We start from the raw sequence: 14,061 nt of genomic DNA, 5'->3' as shown, positions 1-14,061 counted from the left end.
CCATAGGAATCATGACCGACCAGCCGGAATTGCCGGGCCTCGCCCTCCCGGCACCCGAACGCCACCGCGGCCCCGTCGCCGTCGTGCGTCTCGACCTTCCGGCGCCCCACCTCGACGCCGAATACGACTACGCGCTGCCCGACAACCTCGCGGCCACGGCTCGTATCGGCCAGCGCATCACCGCGCGGTTCGGGCCGAGCGATCGGCAGGGCTTCATCACGGCGCTTACCGACGGCTCCGACCACCCCGGCGACCTCAAGCCGCTGCGCACGATCGTCTCCGACCTGCCGGTGCTGACCGAGGAGGTCTATCGCGCCGCCACGCAGGTCGCGACGCACTATGCCGGCACGGTCAGCGACGTCCTTCGCCTCGCGATCCCGCCGCGGCATGCCCGCACGGAAAAGAGCGTGACGGAACGCGTGAGCTCTCCCGCCCGCCCGGCGCCGCCGCGCTCGGCGAACGGTGAGCTGTTTCGGGCCTATCCCGACGGGGACCACCTGCTGCAGCGCCTCGCGAGCGGTGCGAGCCCGTGCCTAGTGCGGCAGGTCGTGCCGGGCGTGATCGACGGCAATCAGAGCATCATCGCCGAAGCGGTGGAGCTCGCGATGGCGACGCTCGCCTCGGCACGTCGCGCGATCATCATCGTGCCCGCCGCGCGCGATATCGACAGCCTCGTCGCGGCACTGTCGCAAGCGGGCATTCCCGCGATCGGCTACGGCTCGGCCCAAAGCCCACCGGAACGATACCGCTCCTTCCTCCTTGCCCTGCTCGGCCAGGTCGACGTCGTCGTCGGCACCCGCTCCGCCGCCTGGGCGCCGCTGCCCGACCTCGGCGCCACCATCGTGCTCGACGAGGCCGACCCGCTGCTGCGCGAGCGGCACGCCCCGCGCCCACAGGTCTGGCGCATCGCGCTCGCCCGCGCCGGGGCGACGATCTTCCTGTCCTACGGCCGCAGTCTGCAAACCCAGCTCCTCATCGAACGCGGCGAGGCCGATTCATCCGAGCCCAGTCGCGACGCCCTGCGCGCGGCCGGCGCGCGTGTCCTCGACGGGGATCCCACCTCGGGGCCGCTGCAGCGGCTCCCGTCGATCGCGGTTGCGGTCGCGCGCGAGGCCCTGCAGCGCGGCCCCGTGCTCTTCCTCGTGCCCCGCGCCGGCTACGTCAACGTCGTCCGCTGTCAGCGCTGCGGCGCCGACGCCCGCTGCCCGAGCTGCGCGTCTCCCGTGAGTCTTGTTGCGGCGGACCGGGCACGCTGCATCTGGGCGGGCCACCTCACGACGCGCCTCGTCTGTCGCCACTGCGAGGGCACGCACTTCCGCTCCGGCGCGTTCGGCTCGGAGCGCACCGCAGAAGAGCTAGGACGCGCTTTCCCCGGCACCCTCATTCGCCTGTCCGGGGCGCGCACCGGGATCATTGAGCGAGTCGATGACCGGCCCGCGATCGTCGTCGCCACGCCGGGCGCCGAGCCCCTGGCACCGAATGGCTATGAAGCCGCGATCGCGCTCGACGTGTCGGTGATGACCTCCCGCACGGAACTTTCCGCGACCGCGCACGCCCTCACCCAGCTCGCGAACGCCTGGGCACTCGTCAAACCCGCGCACGATGGCGGCCGGTTCGTCCTCACGGGCCGCAGCGACGAGTACGTCACACAAACTCTCATCCGCGCCGACTTCCCGCGCGCCGCCCGCGACCAGCTCGCTGAACGCGCCGAACTCCACCTGCCGCCGGTCGCGTGCGTCGCCGAACTGACCGCCGCCAAGGGCAACCTGCGCGACGTCGCAATGGCCCTCAGCGACGTCGCCCCCGGTGCGGAAGTCCTCGGGCCGATCGCCGTGAGCGAGGACCGCGACCGGCTCCTCATTCGCGTCCCGCACGCCGGCGCCCCCGCCCTGCGAACCGAGGTCGCGGCCCTCATCCGGCGCCGCTCGGTACGAGGTGAAAGCCCGATCAGTGCGACAATGGACCCACTCGACCTGTAGTACGACGAAGGATGGCTGTGACCCGTTCGCTTTCGACCCTGATATTCGATCTGGGAAATGTCGTCATCACGTGGGATCCACGCCCGGCCCTCCCGGAGCAGTACACCGGGCAGGACGCCGAAGATCTGCTCACGCGTCTCGACTTCTTTACCCGCAACGCCGATCACGACGCGGGCAAACCGTTCGCCGAATGGGTGGCGGACCTGCGCAGCAGCGGCGATGCGGAAGGGGCCGACGCCCTGCAACACTACGTCGATCACTTCGACCGGTCGCTCGTCGGCCTCGTGCGCGGCACCTCCCAGCTCATCGATGACCTCAAGGCCGCGGGCGTCACGCTGTATGCCCTGACGAACTGGTCCGCCGAAACCTTCCACCACGCGCAGGCCGCCGCGCCCGCGCTCGCCCAGTTCGACGACATCCTCGTCTCGGGCGAGGAAGGCATCGCGAAGCCGAACCCCGAAATCTACACCCGCGCGCTCGAGCGCTGGGACCTCGATGTGCGCACCACCGGGTTCCTCGACGACAGCGAGGCGAACATCGCCGGCGCAGAAAGTGTCGGGCTCACCACGCACCTGTTTACGAACGCGGTCGATGCGCGCGCCTGGGCCCGCGACATGACGGGAGCCGCCGGAGTATGAGACTGCTGTTTGCCGGCACCCCGGCACCCGCCGCTGTCGCCCTGCGCGCCCTCGCTGCCGACCACGACGTCGTCGGCGTCATTACGATGCCCGACGCGCGCGGCAAGCGCGGCCGCACGCTGCACCCCTCGCCGGTCGCGACCGCCGCCGACGAGCTGGGCATCCCCGTCTATAAGACGGCAACGCTGAAGGACGAAGCGACCGCGCAGTGGGTCGCCGACCACAACGCCGACGCGGTCGCCGTCGTCGCGTACGGTGCGCTCGTACCCGCGACCGCCTTCGAGCTCGTGCGCTACGGCTGGATCAACCTGCACTTTTCCCTCCTGCCCTCCTTCCGCGGCGCCGCCCCGGTCCAGCGCTCCATCGAAGCGGGCGCAGATCAGATGGGCGTCAGCGTCTTCGTCATCGACGCGGGCCTCGACACCGGCCCGGTCCTCGGCAGCCAAGTGATCGACGTGCCCGAGCGCGCGACGACCGGCGAAGCCCTCGACATCCTCGCCGAGCAGGGCGCCACCTTCTTCTCCGACGTGCTCAGGCGCTATGCAAACGGCGAGATCACGCCCGAGCTGCAGCGCGAGGATGGCATCAGTCACGCCGCCCAACTGAGCCCCGCCGAAGGCCAGATCACCTGGTCGCTCGACGCCGAGACAATCGACCGCAAGATCCGCGCGTTCACGCCCGACCCGGGCGCGTGGACCGTCACGAGCGAGGGGCTGCGCGTCAAGGTGCTTGCCGCTTCGCCGACCGGCGCGATCGAGGGCGATGAGCCGGGAGCCTTCACCCTGATCGATGGCCAGCTCGTCGTCGCGTGCGGCGACGGCGCGCTCACGTTGGAGTCGATCGCACCGGCAGGAAAGAAGCCGATGTCCGGCGACGCGTGGCTGCGCGGCTACCGCGGCGAGCAGCGGTTCGAGGACCGCTCATGAGCCTGACCGATTCCCGCCGCGTCGCGATCGACACGCTGCTCGATATTGATCTGGAGGAGGCCTACGCCAGTATTCGCCTGCCCGAGATCCTGCGCCAGGCCCAACTCAGCCCCCGCGATGCCGCGTTCGCGACCGAGCTCGTCTACGGCACCTCTCGCCTGACCGGCCGCTACGACGCGATCTTCCGCCTCATCACCGGCCGCCGCTCGATGGGCGAGCTTGACCCGCCTGTGCGCGCGATCCTGCGCATGGCCGCGCACGACATGCTCGCGCTCAAAACCTCGCCCCACGCCGTTGTCTCCCAGGCCGTCGATGCGACCCGGGAATACTGCGGCCACCGGCCCACCGGATTCGTCAACGGCGTGCTGCGCACGCTCTCGCGCCGCGACCTTGCCGAGTGGCGCTGCGACGTTCTTGCCGGCCGCGACGGCATCGCCCACTGGTACTCCCACCCGTCCTGGCTCGTGACCGAACTGTCGGCCGCGCTCGCCAGCCACGGCGATGACCCGCGCGACCTCACCAAGCTCCTCGTCGCCAACAACAACCCGCCGAGCGTTGATCTCGCGGTACGGATCGGGGACCGAGCCGCACTGCAGCGGCACCTGCCCTTCGACGTCGAACCAACCCTGTACTCGCCGATCGGGCTGCGCATGTCGCGCGGCAACCCGGGCCGCATCCGCGAGGTGCGTTCGGGCAAGGTCGCCGTCCAAGACGAGGGCAGCCAGCTCATGACGCTGCTCGCCATGCACGCGCCCCTCGAGGGTCCCGATAGCGCCTGGCTCGACATGTGCGCGGGCCCGGGCGGCAAGGCCGGCATCCTCGCCGCCGAAGCGGCCCGTCGCGGCGCCCACCTCGTCGCGAACGAGGTCTTCGAGCATCGCGCCGAGCTCGTGCGATCCTCGCTCGCGCCGTTTGAGGACGTTCAGATCCGCGTCGGTGACGGCCGCGAGATCGGGGAAGCGGAGCCGAAGAAGTACGACCGGATCCTGCTCGATGCGCCCTGCACCGGCACGGGCTCGCTGCGCCGCCGCCCAGAGGCGCGCTGGCGCAAACGCCCCGCCGACCTCGAGGAGCTCACCGCGCTGCAGCGCGAGCTTCTCACCTCGGCCGCAGGCGCCCTGCGCGACGGGGGAGTGCTCGTCTACGTCACGTGCTCACCGCTGGTCGCTGAGACCCTCACGCAGGTGCGCCATGCGACGAAGACCCTCGGGCTCACGCAGTTGAGCGCGCCCGAGATCCTGCGTGGCGCGATCGCTACCGACATCGAACTGCCGGAAGGCGACAATGTCCAGCTGTGGCCGCACCGCCACGGCACCGATGCGATGTTTGGCACCGTCTTTACTCGTTAGGCTGATTACATGTCCGTCACCATTTCGCCCTCGATCCTCAACTGCGACATCCTTGATTTGCGCGGTGAGCTGCAAAAAATCGCGAACGCCGACTACGCGCATGTCGACGTCATGGATAACCATTTCGTCCCGAACCTCACCTGGGGCCTGCCGGTCGTCGAACAGATCGTCGCGTCTAAGATCCTGCCCGTCGACGCTCACCTCATGATCGCCGACGCCGACCGCTGGGCGCCGGCCTACGCCGAGGTCGGCTGCGCCTCCGTCACGTTCCACGTCGAAGCCGCCGCAGCCCCCATCCGGCTCGCCCGCGAGATCCGCTCCCAGGGCGCCCGCGTCGGCATGGCGCTGCGGCCCGCGACCGATATCGCGCCCTATGAGGACATCCTTGGCGAGCTCGACATGATCCTCGTCATGACCGTCGAGCCCGGCTTTGGCGGACAAAAGTTTTTGTCCGCCATGCTGCCGAAGATCCGCCGGACGCGAGCGGCCGCGCAGCGCGAGGGCGTCGAGCTCGCGATCCAGGTCGACGGGGGAGTGAGCCGCGAAACCATCGAGCAGTGCGCGGATGCCGGCGCCGACGTCTTTGTCGCCGGCTCGGCCGTGTTCAAGGCGGAGGACGCGACCGCCGAGGTCGACGCCCTGCGCGAGCTCGCGACGGGAGCTTGCTGCCATTAAAGGCTGCTAAACTAGCCGCAGCATACGTGCTTCGGGGTCAGTGAAAGTCTGAACCGGCGGTGATAGTCCGCGACCCGCGCGCCTCGCGCGGTTGAATCGGTGAAATTCCGATACCGACGGTTAAAGTCCGGATGGGAGAAGCTCGTTCACCGGCACTTGCCTTCGCTCAGGCATGAAGTGTCGGCGGCCGCGTTACCCCCGAAGCCGGGAAGGACGCATGGCCATCGCGATCACCCGCCGCCGCCGCGTGTTCGCCCCTGCCATTTTTGCGCTGCTCATGCTGCTCGCATGGCACCTCGCCTCCCAGGCCGCCAACCCCTTCGTCCTGCCGTCCCCACTCGCGGTCGCGCGCCGCCTCATCGCCGAACTCACGGGCGCCGAACTGTGGCCCTACCTGTTCGCGACACTGCAGGCGGCGCTCGGCGGCGCCGCCCTCGGGGCCGCGGCGGGCATCCCGCTCGGCTACCTCATGGCCACGTCCAAGCTCGTGCGACGCTCGATTGCGCCCTGGGTCGCGGCCTCCCAGGCGATCCCGGCGATCGCCCTCGCACCGCTGCTCGTCATGTGGGCGGGCTATGGGACGACGCCAACGATCATCCTGTGCGCGCTCATGGTGTTCTTCCCGATCGTCCTCACGACGCACCTCGGGGTGCGCGATCTCGACCCCGACATCATCGACGCAGCCCGCCTCGACGGCGCTGCGGGCGCGACGATGGTCCGCTACGTGCAAGCCCCGCTCGCCTCACCCGCGATCCTCACCGGCCTGCGCGGCGGGCTCACCCTGTCGATCACCGGCGCGATCGTCGGCGAATTCGTCATGGGCGGCCGCGGCCTCGGCCTGCTGCTCACCGTGTACCGCGACTCGGTCGACACCGAAGGACTGTTCGCCGTCCTCATCATCCTTTGTAGCCTCGCTGCGCTGTTGTATGCGGGGATGTCAGCCATCGAACGCTATCTGAGAGGCCTGTGGTGAAACTCCGATTCGTCACGCTCATTGTCGCCCTATCGACGCTCCTTGCTGCCTGCAGCGCTCCGATCGAGAGCCCGCCGCGCGCCGGCGAGTCGACCATCCCCGCGGCGACGCAAGGCGGCAAGCCCGATGAGCTCACCGTCGGCCTGACCTACATCCCCGACATCCAGTTCGCCCCGTTCTACGTCGCGGACAAGCGCGGCTATTTCACCGACGAAAACCTCGCCGTGACACTGCGTCACCATGGCGCGGGGGAGTCCCTCTTCGGCGCGCTGGCCGCGGGTGATGAGGACATCGTCAACGCTGGGGCCGACGAGATGGTCCAGGCACGCTCCCAAGGCGTCGGCGTGACGGCCTTCGCCCAGATGTATCAGCACTATCCCGTCGTCCTCATCACCCCCGAGTCCTCCGGCATCACGAGCCTGAAGGACCTCAAGGGCAAACGCATCGGCGTGCCCGGCCCGTTCGGCGAAAACTGGTTCGCGCTGCTCGCTCTGCTGGAGCAGGAAGGCCTGTCCCAGTCCGACGTGACGATCGAGAACATCGGCTACACCTCGCAGGCCGCGCTGCTGACCGAGAAGGTCGACGCCGTCATGGGCTTTACTAACTCCGACGTCGTGAACTTCAAGGCCGCCGGCATTAAGGTGCGGACCTTCGCGATCAACGACAACCCGCTGAAGTCCATCGCACTCGGCGCCACCGACGCGGCCATCAAGGAGCGGCCCGAGGTCCTTGCGCGCTTCCGAAAGGCGCTCGCCCGCGCGATGAGTGACATCAAGGCCGATCCCGCCGCCGCCGTCACCGACTCTTTCGACTACCTGCCGAAGGTCGCGGGCGCGAACAAGATCAAGCAGGCCGAAGACGTGCTGCGTGAGACCGCGGCCCTTTACGGCGATGAGCCGCTAGCGATTGAGCCCGACGCGTGGCCGGCGATGGCCGATTTCCTCCAGCGCCACGGACTCCTCGGCGGAAACGTCGACCCGGTCCAGGCTGTGAACAACCTTTCCGGCAATAAGAACAAAGCTGACTAAGATCGAGGCGTGAAGACCTTCGACTCGCTCTTTGCTGAACTCACCGAAAAACTCGCGAGTAGCGACCCTACCTCGCATACGGTCGTGCGGGTGGGCGAAGGCGTCCATTCGATCGGCAAAAAGATCGTCGAAGAGGCCGCGGAAGTCTGGATGGCGGCCGAGCATGAAGGCAACGAGGCGGCAGCCGAGGAAATTTCCCAGCTGCTCTACCACCTGCAAACCCTCATGCTCGCACTCGATCTCGACCTGGAAGACGTCTACCGGTACCTCTAATGCTGCGCATCGCTCTGCCCAATAAAGGCTCCCTGTCCGAACCCGCCATCCGCCTGTTTTCCGAAGCCGGCTACCGCCAGCGACGCGACACCAAGGAACTGCTGTGCCGCGACCACGATAACGGCGTCGAGTTCTTTTACCTGCGGCCGCGCGATATCGCCGTATACGTGGGGGAGGGGACCGTCGATGCCGGCATCACCGGCCGCGACCTGCTGCTCGACTCCGGCGCCGCCGCGAGCGAACACCGCAGCCTCGGCTTCGCGCGCTCCACGTTCCGGTTCGCCGCACCCGCCGGGACCGCGTCGTCGCTTGCCGATATCGACGGCAAGCGGGTGGCGACGAGCTATGACGTGCTTGTCGGCAACTACCTCACCTCGCACGGCATCAACGCGAGCGTCGTCCACCTCGACGGCGCGGTCGAAACGTCGGTTGACCTCGGGGTCGCGGACGTCGTCGCCGATGTCGTCGAGACGGGCTCGACGCTGCGCGCCGCGGGTCTCGACATCTTTGGCGATCCGATCCTCACCAGCGAAGCCGTCCTCATCACGCCCGCCGAGCGCGCCCACCACGACGAATTCGAGGTCGTCGACCGCCGCATCAAGGGCGTCCTGCTGGCGCGCCAGTACGCCCTCATGGACTACGACGTGCCCGCCGATCGCCTCGATGAGGCCGTGAAGGTCACGCCGGGCCTCGAATCGCCGACGGTCTCCCCGCTGCACGACGGGACCTGGCTCGCCGTGCGCGCCATGGTCCCGCGGCGCGACACCAACCGCGTCATGGACAAGCTCTATGAAACCGGCGCCAAGGCCATCCTCGTGACGTCGATCGAGGCGTGCCGGTTGTGACGCCCAGCGCCGCGAGACACCATGCGTTTCGGCCCCGTCGGGGGCCGATCGTCGCGGTGATCGTGGCTCTCACGTGCCTCATCGGCTTCATCGGCCTGCTGCTCACGGTCGGGTCCTCGCCCAACTGGAGCCTGGCCGACAAGATTTTCTCCGGTGTCTTCCTCGCCGTCGGGCTGTTCCTGCTCTACCGGCAGGCGAGCGTCGCGGCGACGCCCGACGAGGGCGGCCTGACCGTCCGCAACTTCCTGCTCACGCGCCGTCTCGCCTGGGCACAGATCATCTCGGTTCGGTTTGGGCACGGGCGGCCCTGGGTTCGCCTCGACCTCGCCGACGGCACCGAGATGGCAGTCATGGCGATCCAGTCGGCCGACGGCAGGCGCGCCCACTCCGAGGCAATGCGCCTGGCCGCGCTCGTCCAGGAGCACGAAGCGACCGGCTCCGACTAGCCGAGCTGCCGCCCCGCCCACACGCCCGCGGCCCCGGCGCACAGGAACGAGAGCCGGTCCTCCTCATAGCTGCGGCCCATCGTGCGCAGCGCGACGGGGGAGTCCGCGAGCGCCTCATCGAGCCCCGTGATGTCGACGTCGTGGACGCGGTGCCGGCCACGTAACTGTGCGAGGTTCTGCCCGAAGGCAGCGAAGGCGCGCTGTGTGGCGCTATCTGCGGTCACGTCGCGGGGGACCGGGATGTCGAGTGCGATCGGGCACGCGTCACGCAAGACCGTCAGGCTGTGGTGCGACAGCCCGAAGTGCCGCTCGCGCGCATCGGCGCTGGAGGCACGCACGACGGCGATCGGACGCGCGCCGACGAGGGCTGCTTGCTGCAGGTGCCAGGCCGTATCGAGGCCGGAAAACCCGTAATCCGTGCCCGTGCCGACATTGCCGGGGCCCTGCGCGACGATGACGACATCGGCGCCCAGCACCCGCCGCGCCGCGATGATCCCGTTGGCGACGCTCGTGGCCTCCAGGTCGCCGCCGAACGCCTGGCCGCACGTGATGGTGCCGCACAGCATCCCTGCCTCCGCCATCATCGCCGCGGATAGCGAAAACGCGAGCGGCAGCGCCGCGCCGTCGGTCATGACATAGGCGATGCGCGCCTCGGGACGCACTAACTGCACGCCGCGCGCCAGCGCCGGCACCGCGGAATGCAGATCGCACACGACGACCGGCGTCTCGGCAAGGGGTTCGGGATCGACGAAGGTGTCGTGGTGGGGCGAGTCTTGCTCTTCGACCGCCTCGATCATCTGCTGGACGGGTAGATAGCGGGCCTTGACGATGTGGCCAGGCCCAGCTGGCGGATCCGCCGGCAGCTCATCGGCCGGAGCGATGATGAGCGCGACACCGCCCGTGCCGAGCTCGCGGCGCAGCGCGGTCACGTTCACCATGACGCGCTGACCGGTCTTGAGTTCGCCGACGAGATCGCGGTAGGCGATCGCGAGGACCTCGTCGCCCTCGACGTCGAGGACGAATCGGTCGACGCCCGGCCAACGGCGCGACACGCCCATAATCAGTCCATATCGCCAATGCATCACACTGCCAATCTACTTGTTACCGTGGAGCTTGTGACATCCGGTCAGTCGGTCCCAGCCGTCGAGCGCCTCGTGAGCCTCACTGCGGCCCTCTTGCATCGCCGCATGACCAAGGAAGAAATCCTTACCCAGGTCGGCGGCTACCAGACGGGCCGCAGCCGCGACGCGACCGCGCGCATGTTCGAACGCGATAAGGAACTCTTGCGCGACCAGGGCGTCCCGCTCATCGCGAAGGCCGATGCCGCCGACGGACAGACGGTGCGCTACTGGATCGACGATTCCGCGTGGAGCACCGGGGACCTCAAACCGACGCCGATCCAGATCGCGCTGCTCTCCCTTGCCGTCGAGGCGACGACCCCCGCGGGCCGTCACCTGCCGGGCCGGGCCCTGACCAAGCTGCGAGCGCTGTCCCCAATGTCGATCGTCGAGGCGGATGTCGCACTCACGACGAGCTTGGACCTTTCCGACCCCGAGGACTCCTTCGATACCCTGGCTAGCGCAATCGAACACGGCCAGCGCGTCACCTTCAGCTATCTGTCCGCCCGCGGCAAGGTCACGACGCGCACGGTCGAGCCGTGGCGCCTTGTGCGCCACCAGGGCGGCTGGTACCTCATCGCCCGCGACTGCGAAGCAGACGAACGCCGGGTCTTCCGGCTCTCGCGCTTCCAAAGCGAAGCCGCCGTCACGGGTGACCCGGGCGTCTTTACCGTTCCCGACGATGTCGACATGCGCATCGGACCCGAAACCGGCGACGAGACACTCGCCCGGCTCACCATCGCCCCCGGCACGGCCATGCTGCTGCGCCAGCGCGGCACCAAGGTGGGCCAGGTCGGCGACGATGACGTCATCAGTATCGGGACGGATAACCTCGGCGAACTCACCCAGCAGGTCGCCTCCTATGGCGGGGACGTCATCCCGCTTGAGCCGGAAGAACTCGTGGTCGACGTGAAACGGTATTGGGAACAGGCGGCGCGCTATGCGAAGTGAACTCACCCGCGACCATTTCCCGCGCCTGCTCGCACTGCTGACCTACCTTGCGGAAACCGGCGGCGCGCACGTCGACGAGCTGGCATTCCACTTCGGCGTCAGCCCCGACCGCATCCGCAAAGACCTATCCACCCTGTGGGTCGCCGGGCTGCCGGGGGAGAGTCCCGAAGACCTTATCGACTTCACCTTCGATGAGACCGACACGTTCGTCGCGCTACGCCAGGGCCTCGGCCTGGACCGTCCACTGCGGCTCACCCCACGCGAAACCGTCTCGCTCCTGCTCGCGCTGCGCGCCATCCAGCCCGAGGTCACCGGCGGCGTCCTGCAGGACGAACTCGCCGCCCTCATCGGCCAATTAGAAGCTCTGCTGCCCGCGGCGAGCGCCGATGTCGTCGCCGACGACCGCTTTGCCACCCTGCGAGCCGCGGTGCGCGAACGTCGCACCCTGGCCTTCGACTACGTCTCGGCAACCGACGAGACGAGCCGCCGCACGGTCGACCCGCTGCGGATCGAGGAGCGCCCGGCCGGCTGGTACCTGCTCGCGTTCTGCCACGACGCGCAGGCCGTGCGGACGTTCGCGATCGAGCGCATCGGCGGCATCGAGGACGCGCCTGAGCCCTGGCAGGCGCCGAAGAACGCGCTGGCCGGGCACGCCGATATCCCTGAGACGACGACTGTGTCGCTTCTCACGGATCCAGCCCTGAATTGGCTCGCGGAACGCTTCGCAGCCCCCAAGCCACGCCTCACGAAAGACGGCACGCTCACCTTCGAGATCGAGTTCTACTCCAAGGAACGCCTGGTTCGTACGCTGCTGTCCGTCGCGGACCGGATCACACGCGTCCATCCCCCCGAGGCCGCGCAGGTCGTCGCGGACCGCGCGCGCTACGCGCTGGGCCGGATGGCCGACGTACACGCCGCCGCCCAGACGCGTTAGTCTTAGTCCATATGGTTACTTACCATCGAGCGTAAGGAGACGCCCATGCCGAATCTGCGACCTATGGAAATCATCATCATCCTGCTGGTTATCATCGTGATCTTCGGTGCCGCAAAGCTGCCGAATATCGCCCAGAACGTGGGTAAATCCATGAAGGTCTTCAAGAAGGAAGTCAAGGAACTTCGCGAAGACGACGATGACAAGCCCACCGATCCGTACCAGGCGACCGGGGGAGTGAAGGTCGACCCGCAGCCCTACACCCCGCCGCAGCAGCCGCAGCAGCAGCCGCAGCAGCCGCAGCAGGGCGGTAACGTCGATCCGAATTCCCCGCTGTCCTAGCCGTCTGCCCTCACCGGTCCTGCTGCACCCAGGAGGACGCTCGATCTGATGCGCCAGAAGAACCCCGACGGCAGGATGCCGCTTTTTGACCACCTTAAGGAAGCGCGCCAACGCATCCTTAAGGCGGTCATCGGCATTGCGCTCGCCGCCGTCGGAGGCTGGTACCTGTATCGCCCGACGATCGAGATTCTTTCCCGTCCGCTCAAGCAGGTAGCCGCCGCCGAAGGACGCCTCGCCGAACTGAACTTCGGCACCGTCATCTCCGGCTTCGACATGCAGATGCGGGTGGCGCTCTACCTCGGCTTCTTTATCGCCTCCCCGTGGTGGATCTACCAGATTTGGGCGTTCATCGCCCCGGGGCTGACAAAGAAGGAAAAGCGCTACACGATCGGGTTTGCCGCCGCTGCGGTTCCGCTTATGGCTGCCGGCGCCGCACTCGCCTGGTGGGTGCTGCCGCAAGCCGTCCAGATCATGCTGTCCTTCGTGCCGAAGGAATCCGCGAGCCTCATGGACGCGAAGCTCTATTTCACCTTCTGTCTGCGCCTCATCGCGGTCCTCGCACTCTCGTTCTTGCTGCCGGTCATCATGGTCGGCATCAACATGGTCGGACTCATCTGCGGACGCACCTACCTGTCGTGGTGGCGGTGGGCGCTCGTCGGAATCCTCATCTTCGCGGCCCTCGCGTCCCCGCTCGGCGATCCGTGGTCGCTCATGCTGCTCGCGACGCCGATCTACCTCCTCTATCTCGGCTCATGCGTGATCGCGCTGTTTGTGGACCGGCGCCGGAAGAAGAAACTGGCAGAAAGGGACGCGCGGATCGATGCCGGACTCGAGATCTGACGTCCCCATCGTTATCGTCGCGAACCCGCATTCCGGAAACGGTCGGGCCCCCGCGATCCTCACCGAAGCCGTCGACACGCTCGCTTTATTCGGCCACGTCGTCACCATCTGCGAAGACACCCTCGAGCAAATGCAACATGAGCTCGCGCGCCACGTGCCCGGCTCGAGCGCCGTCGTCGCCATCGGCGGAGACGGCCTCATCCATCGCGTCACCCAACATCTTGCGGGGACCGACACGCCTCTCGGCATCATCCCCGCCGGCTCGGGCAACGACATTGCGCGAGCCCTGCGCCTGCGGCGCAACCCATCGCAGGCACTGAAGGAAATCTGTAACGCGCTCACCTGGCCAGAGTTCACCCAAGAAATCGACTTGTTAAAGGTTCGCGGCGCCGACTTCGACGCCTGGGTCGTCGCCGTGGTCTCACTCGGCCTGGACGCCAAGGTGAACTACCGCGCCGTCAACAAGACCGCCGGCTGGGGACGATGGCGCTATGTCACCGCCCTGATCGGCGAGCTCGCCGAAATGCAGGCCGACACGTACACGATCTCGCTCGACGGAGGGGCGCCCCACGAGATGACTGGAATCGTCGCCGCGGTTGCGAACCTCGGCTACTTCGGATCCGGCATGCAGATCGCCCCAATGGCCCACGCGAAGGGTCAAGTCCCTTGTAGTGGTGTAACGGCGTTTTCCTCTCGTTTGGGGTTTTAGCTTGCTAGTGCGGGCGTGTCGGTATCGGTCATGGTCGT

General features: G+C 67.8%; 16 protein-coding genes and 1 riboswitch. Of the genes, 15 read left to right on the top strand and 1 reads right to left on the bottom strand.

The features are described 5' to 3' along the window. The first annotated feature begins 11 nt into the window (after window positions 1-11). The 10 genes from BSZ39_RS04855 (at window position 12) to BSZ39_RS04810 (ending at window position 9,132) form a co-directional block, all read left to right on the top strand. Complete coding sequence (locus BSZ39_RS04855) at window positions 12-1,979, top strand: primosomal protein N' family DNA-binding protein (protein WP_073716253.1); 1,968 nt, start codon at window positions 12-14, stop codon at window positions 1,977-1,979. 17 nt (window positions 1,980-1,996) lie between these two features. Further along, window positions 1,997-2,617: an HAD family hydrolase gene (locus tag BSZ39_RS04850; RefSeq protein ID WP_158025089.1), complete on the top strand. Its 621-nt coding sequence runs from the start codon at window positions 1,997-1,999 to the stop codon at window positions 2,615-2,617. Beyond that, window positions 2,614-3,543 carry a methionyl-tRNA formyltransferase gene (fmt, locus tag BSZ39_RS04845; protein ID WP_073716251.1) on the top strand — a complete coding sequence of 310 codons (930 nt, stop codon included), beginning with the start codon at window positions 2,614-2,616 and terminating at the stop codon, window positions 3,541-3,543. Before BSZ39_RS04850 ends, fmt begins: the two co-directional genes overlap by 4 nt. Continuing rightward, the gene (locus BSZ39_RS04840) at window positions 3,540-4,892 is read left to right on the top strand and encodes an RsmB/NOP family class I SAM-dependent RNA methyltransferase (protein WP_073716250.1); all 1,353 of its coding nucleotides are present in this window, start codon (window positions 3,540-3,542) and stop codon (window positions 4,890-4,892) included. Before fmt ends, BSZ39_RS04840 begins: the two co-directional genes overlap by 4 nt. A gap of 9 nt (window positions 4,893-4,901) precedes the next feature. Then, entirely contained in the window at window positions 4,902-5,567 is a 666-nt protein-coding gene (gene rpe, locus BSZ39_RS04835) for a ribulose-phosphate 3-epimerase (protein ID WP_073716249.1), read from the top strand. A gap of 23 nt (window positions 5,568-5,590) precedes the next feature. Continuing rightward, window positions 5,591-5,714: riboswitch (FMN riboswitch) on the top strand. Window positions 5,715-5,784: 70 nt separating this feature from the next. Continuing rightward, window positions 5,785-6,540, top strand: coding sequence for an ABC transporter permease (locus BSZ39_RS04830; RefSeq protein ID WP_073716248.1), 756 nt, complete (start codon window positions 5,785-5,787; stop codon window positions 6,538-6,540). After that, a complete protein-coding gene (locus BSZ39_RS04825; RefSeq protein ID WP_245792428.1) occupies window positions 6,537-7,568 on the top strand; it encodes an ABC transporter substrate-binding protein in 1,032 nt (343 codons plus the stop codon). The genes BSZ39_RS04830 and BSZ39_RS04825 overlap by 4 nt, the downstream gene beginning before the upstream one ends. A 9-nt stretch (window positions 7,569-7,577) precedes the next feature. Beyond that, window positions 7,578-7,841 carry a phosphoribosyl-ATP diphosphatase gene (locus tag BSZ39_RS04820; RefSeq protein WP_073716247.1) on the top strand — a complete coding sequence of 88 codons (264 nt, stop codon included), beginning with the start codon at window positions 7,578-7,580 and terminating at the stop codon, window positions 7,839-7,841. Further along, entirely contained in the window at window positions 7,841-8,686 is an 846-nt protein-coding gene (gene hisG, locus BSZ39_RS04815; protein ID WP_073716246.1) for an ATP phosphoribosyltransferase, read from the top strand. The genes BSZ39_RS04820 and hisG overlap by 1 nt, the downstream gene beginning before the upstream one ends. A 62-nt stretch (window positions 8,687-8,748) precedes the next feature. After that, window positions 8,749-9,132, top strand: a complete 384-nt coding sequence (locus tag BSZ39_RS04810; protein ID WP_222842864.1) for a PH domain-containing protein — start codon at window positions 8,749-8,751, stop codon at window positions 9,130-9,132. Here the strand turns inward: BSZ39_RS04810 and BSZ39_RS04805 are convergent. Beyond that, complete coding sequence (locus tag BSZ39_RS04805) at window positions 9,129-10,214, bottom strand: DUF3866 family protein (protein ID WP_222842865.1); 1,086 nt, start codon at window positions 10,212-10,214, stop codon at window positions 9,129-9,131. The genes BSZ39_RS04810 and BSZ39_RS04805 overlap by 4 nt on opposite strands. 33 nt (window positions 10,215-10,247) lie before the next feature. Between BSZ39_RS04805 and BSZ39_RS04800 the strand changes: the two genes are divergently transcribed. From BSZ39_RS04800 to BSZ39_RS04780, 5 genes are read left to right on the top strand one after another with little or no spacing between them, the layout of a single operon-like run. Beyond that, window positions 10,248-11,201, top strand: coding sequence for a helix-turn-helix transcriptional regulator (locus tag BSZ39_RS04800; protein ID WP_073716243.1), 954 nt, complete (start codon window positions 10,248-10,250; stop codon window positions 11,199-11,201). Continuing rightward, complete coding sequence (locus tag BSZ39_RS04795) at window positions 11,191-12,135, top strand: helix-turn-helix transcriptional regulator (protein WP_073716242.1); 945 nt, start codon at window positions 11,191-11,193, stop codon at window positions 12,133-12,135. Before BSZ39_RS04800 ends, BSZ39_RS04795 begins: the two co-directional genes overlap by 11 nt. Before the next feature lie 45 nt (window positions 12,136-12,180). Then, on the top strand, window positions 12,181-12,474 hold the full coding sequence (gene tatA / locus BSZ39_RS04790) for a Sec-independent protein translocase subunit TatA (protein WP_073716241.1): 294 nt from the start codon (window positions 12,181-12,183) through the stop codon (window positions 12,472-12,474). Window positions 12,475-12,522: 48 nt separating this feature from the next. After that, on the top strand, window positions 12,523-13,314 hold the full coding sequence (gene tatC, locus BSZ39_RS04785; RefSeq protein ID WP_073716240.1) for a twin-arginine translocase subunit TatC: 792 nt from the start codon (window positions 12,523-12,525) through the stop codon (window positions 13,312-13,314). Next, window positions 13,295-14,023 carry a diacylglycerol/lipid kinase family protein gene (locus tag BSZ39_RS04780; protein WP_073716239.1) on the top strand — a complete coding sequence of 243 codons (729 nt, stop codon included), beginning with the start codon at window positions 13,295-13,297 and terminating at the stop codon, window positions 14,021-14,023. Before tatC ends, BSZ39_RS04780 begins: the two co-directional genes overlap by 20 nt. Window positions 14,024-14,061 lie beyond the last annotated feature (38 nt).

The organism is Bowdeniella nasicola, from assembly GCF_001907295.1.
Taxonomy (GTDB): domain Bacteria; phylum Actinomycetota; class Actinomycetes; order Actinomycetales; family Actinomycetaceae; genus Bowdeniella; species Bowdeniella nasicola.
The sequence above is the reverse complement of the archived record's forward strand: the minus strand, read 5'-3'. Positions and strand labels throughout refer to the sequence as shown.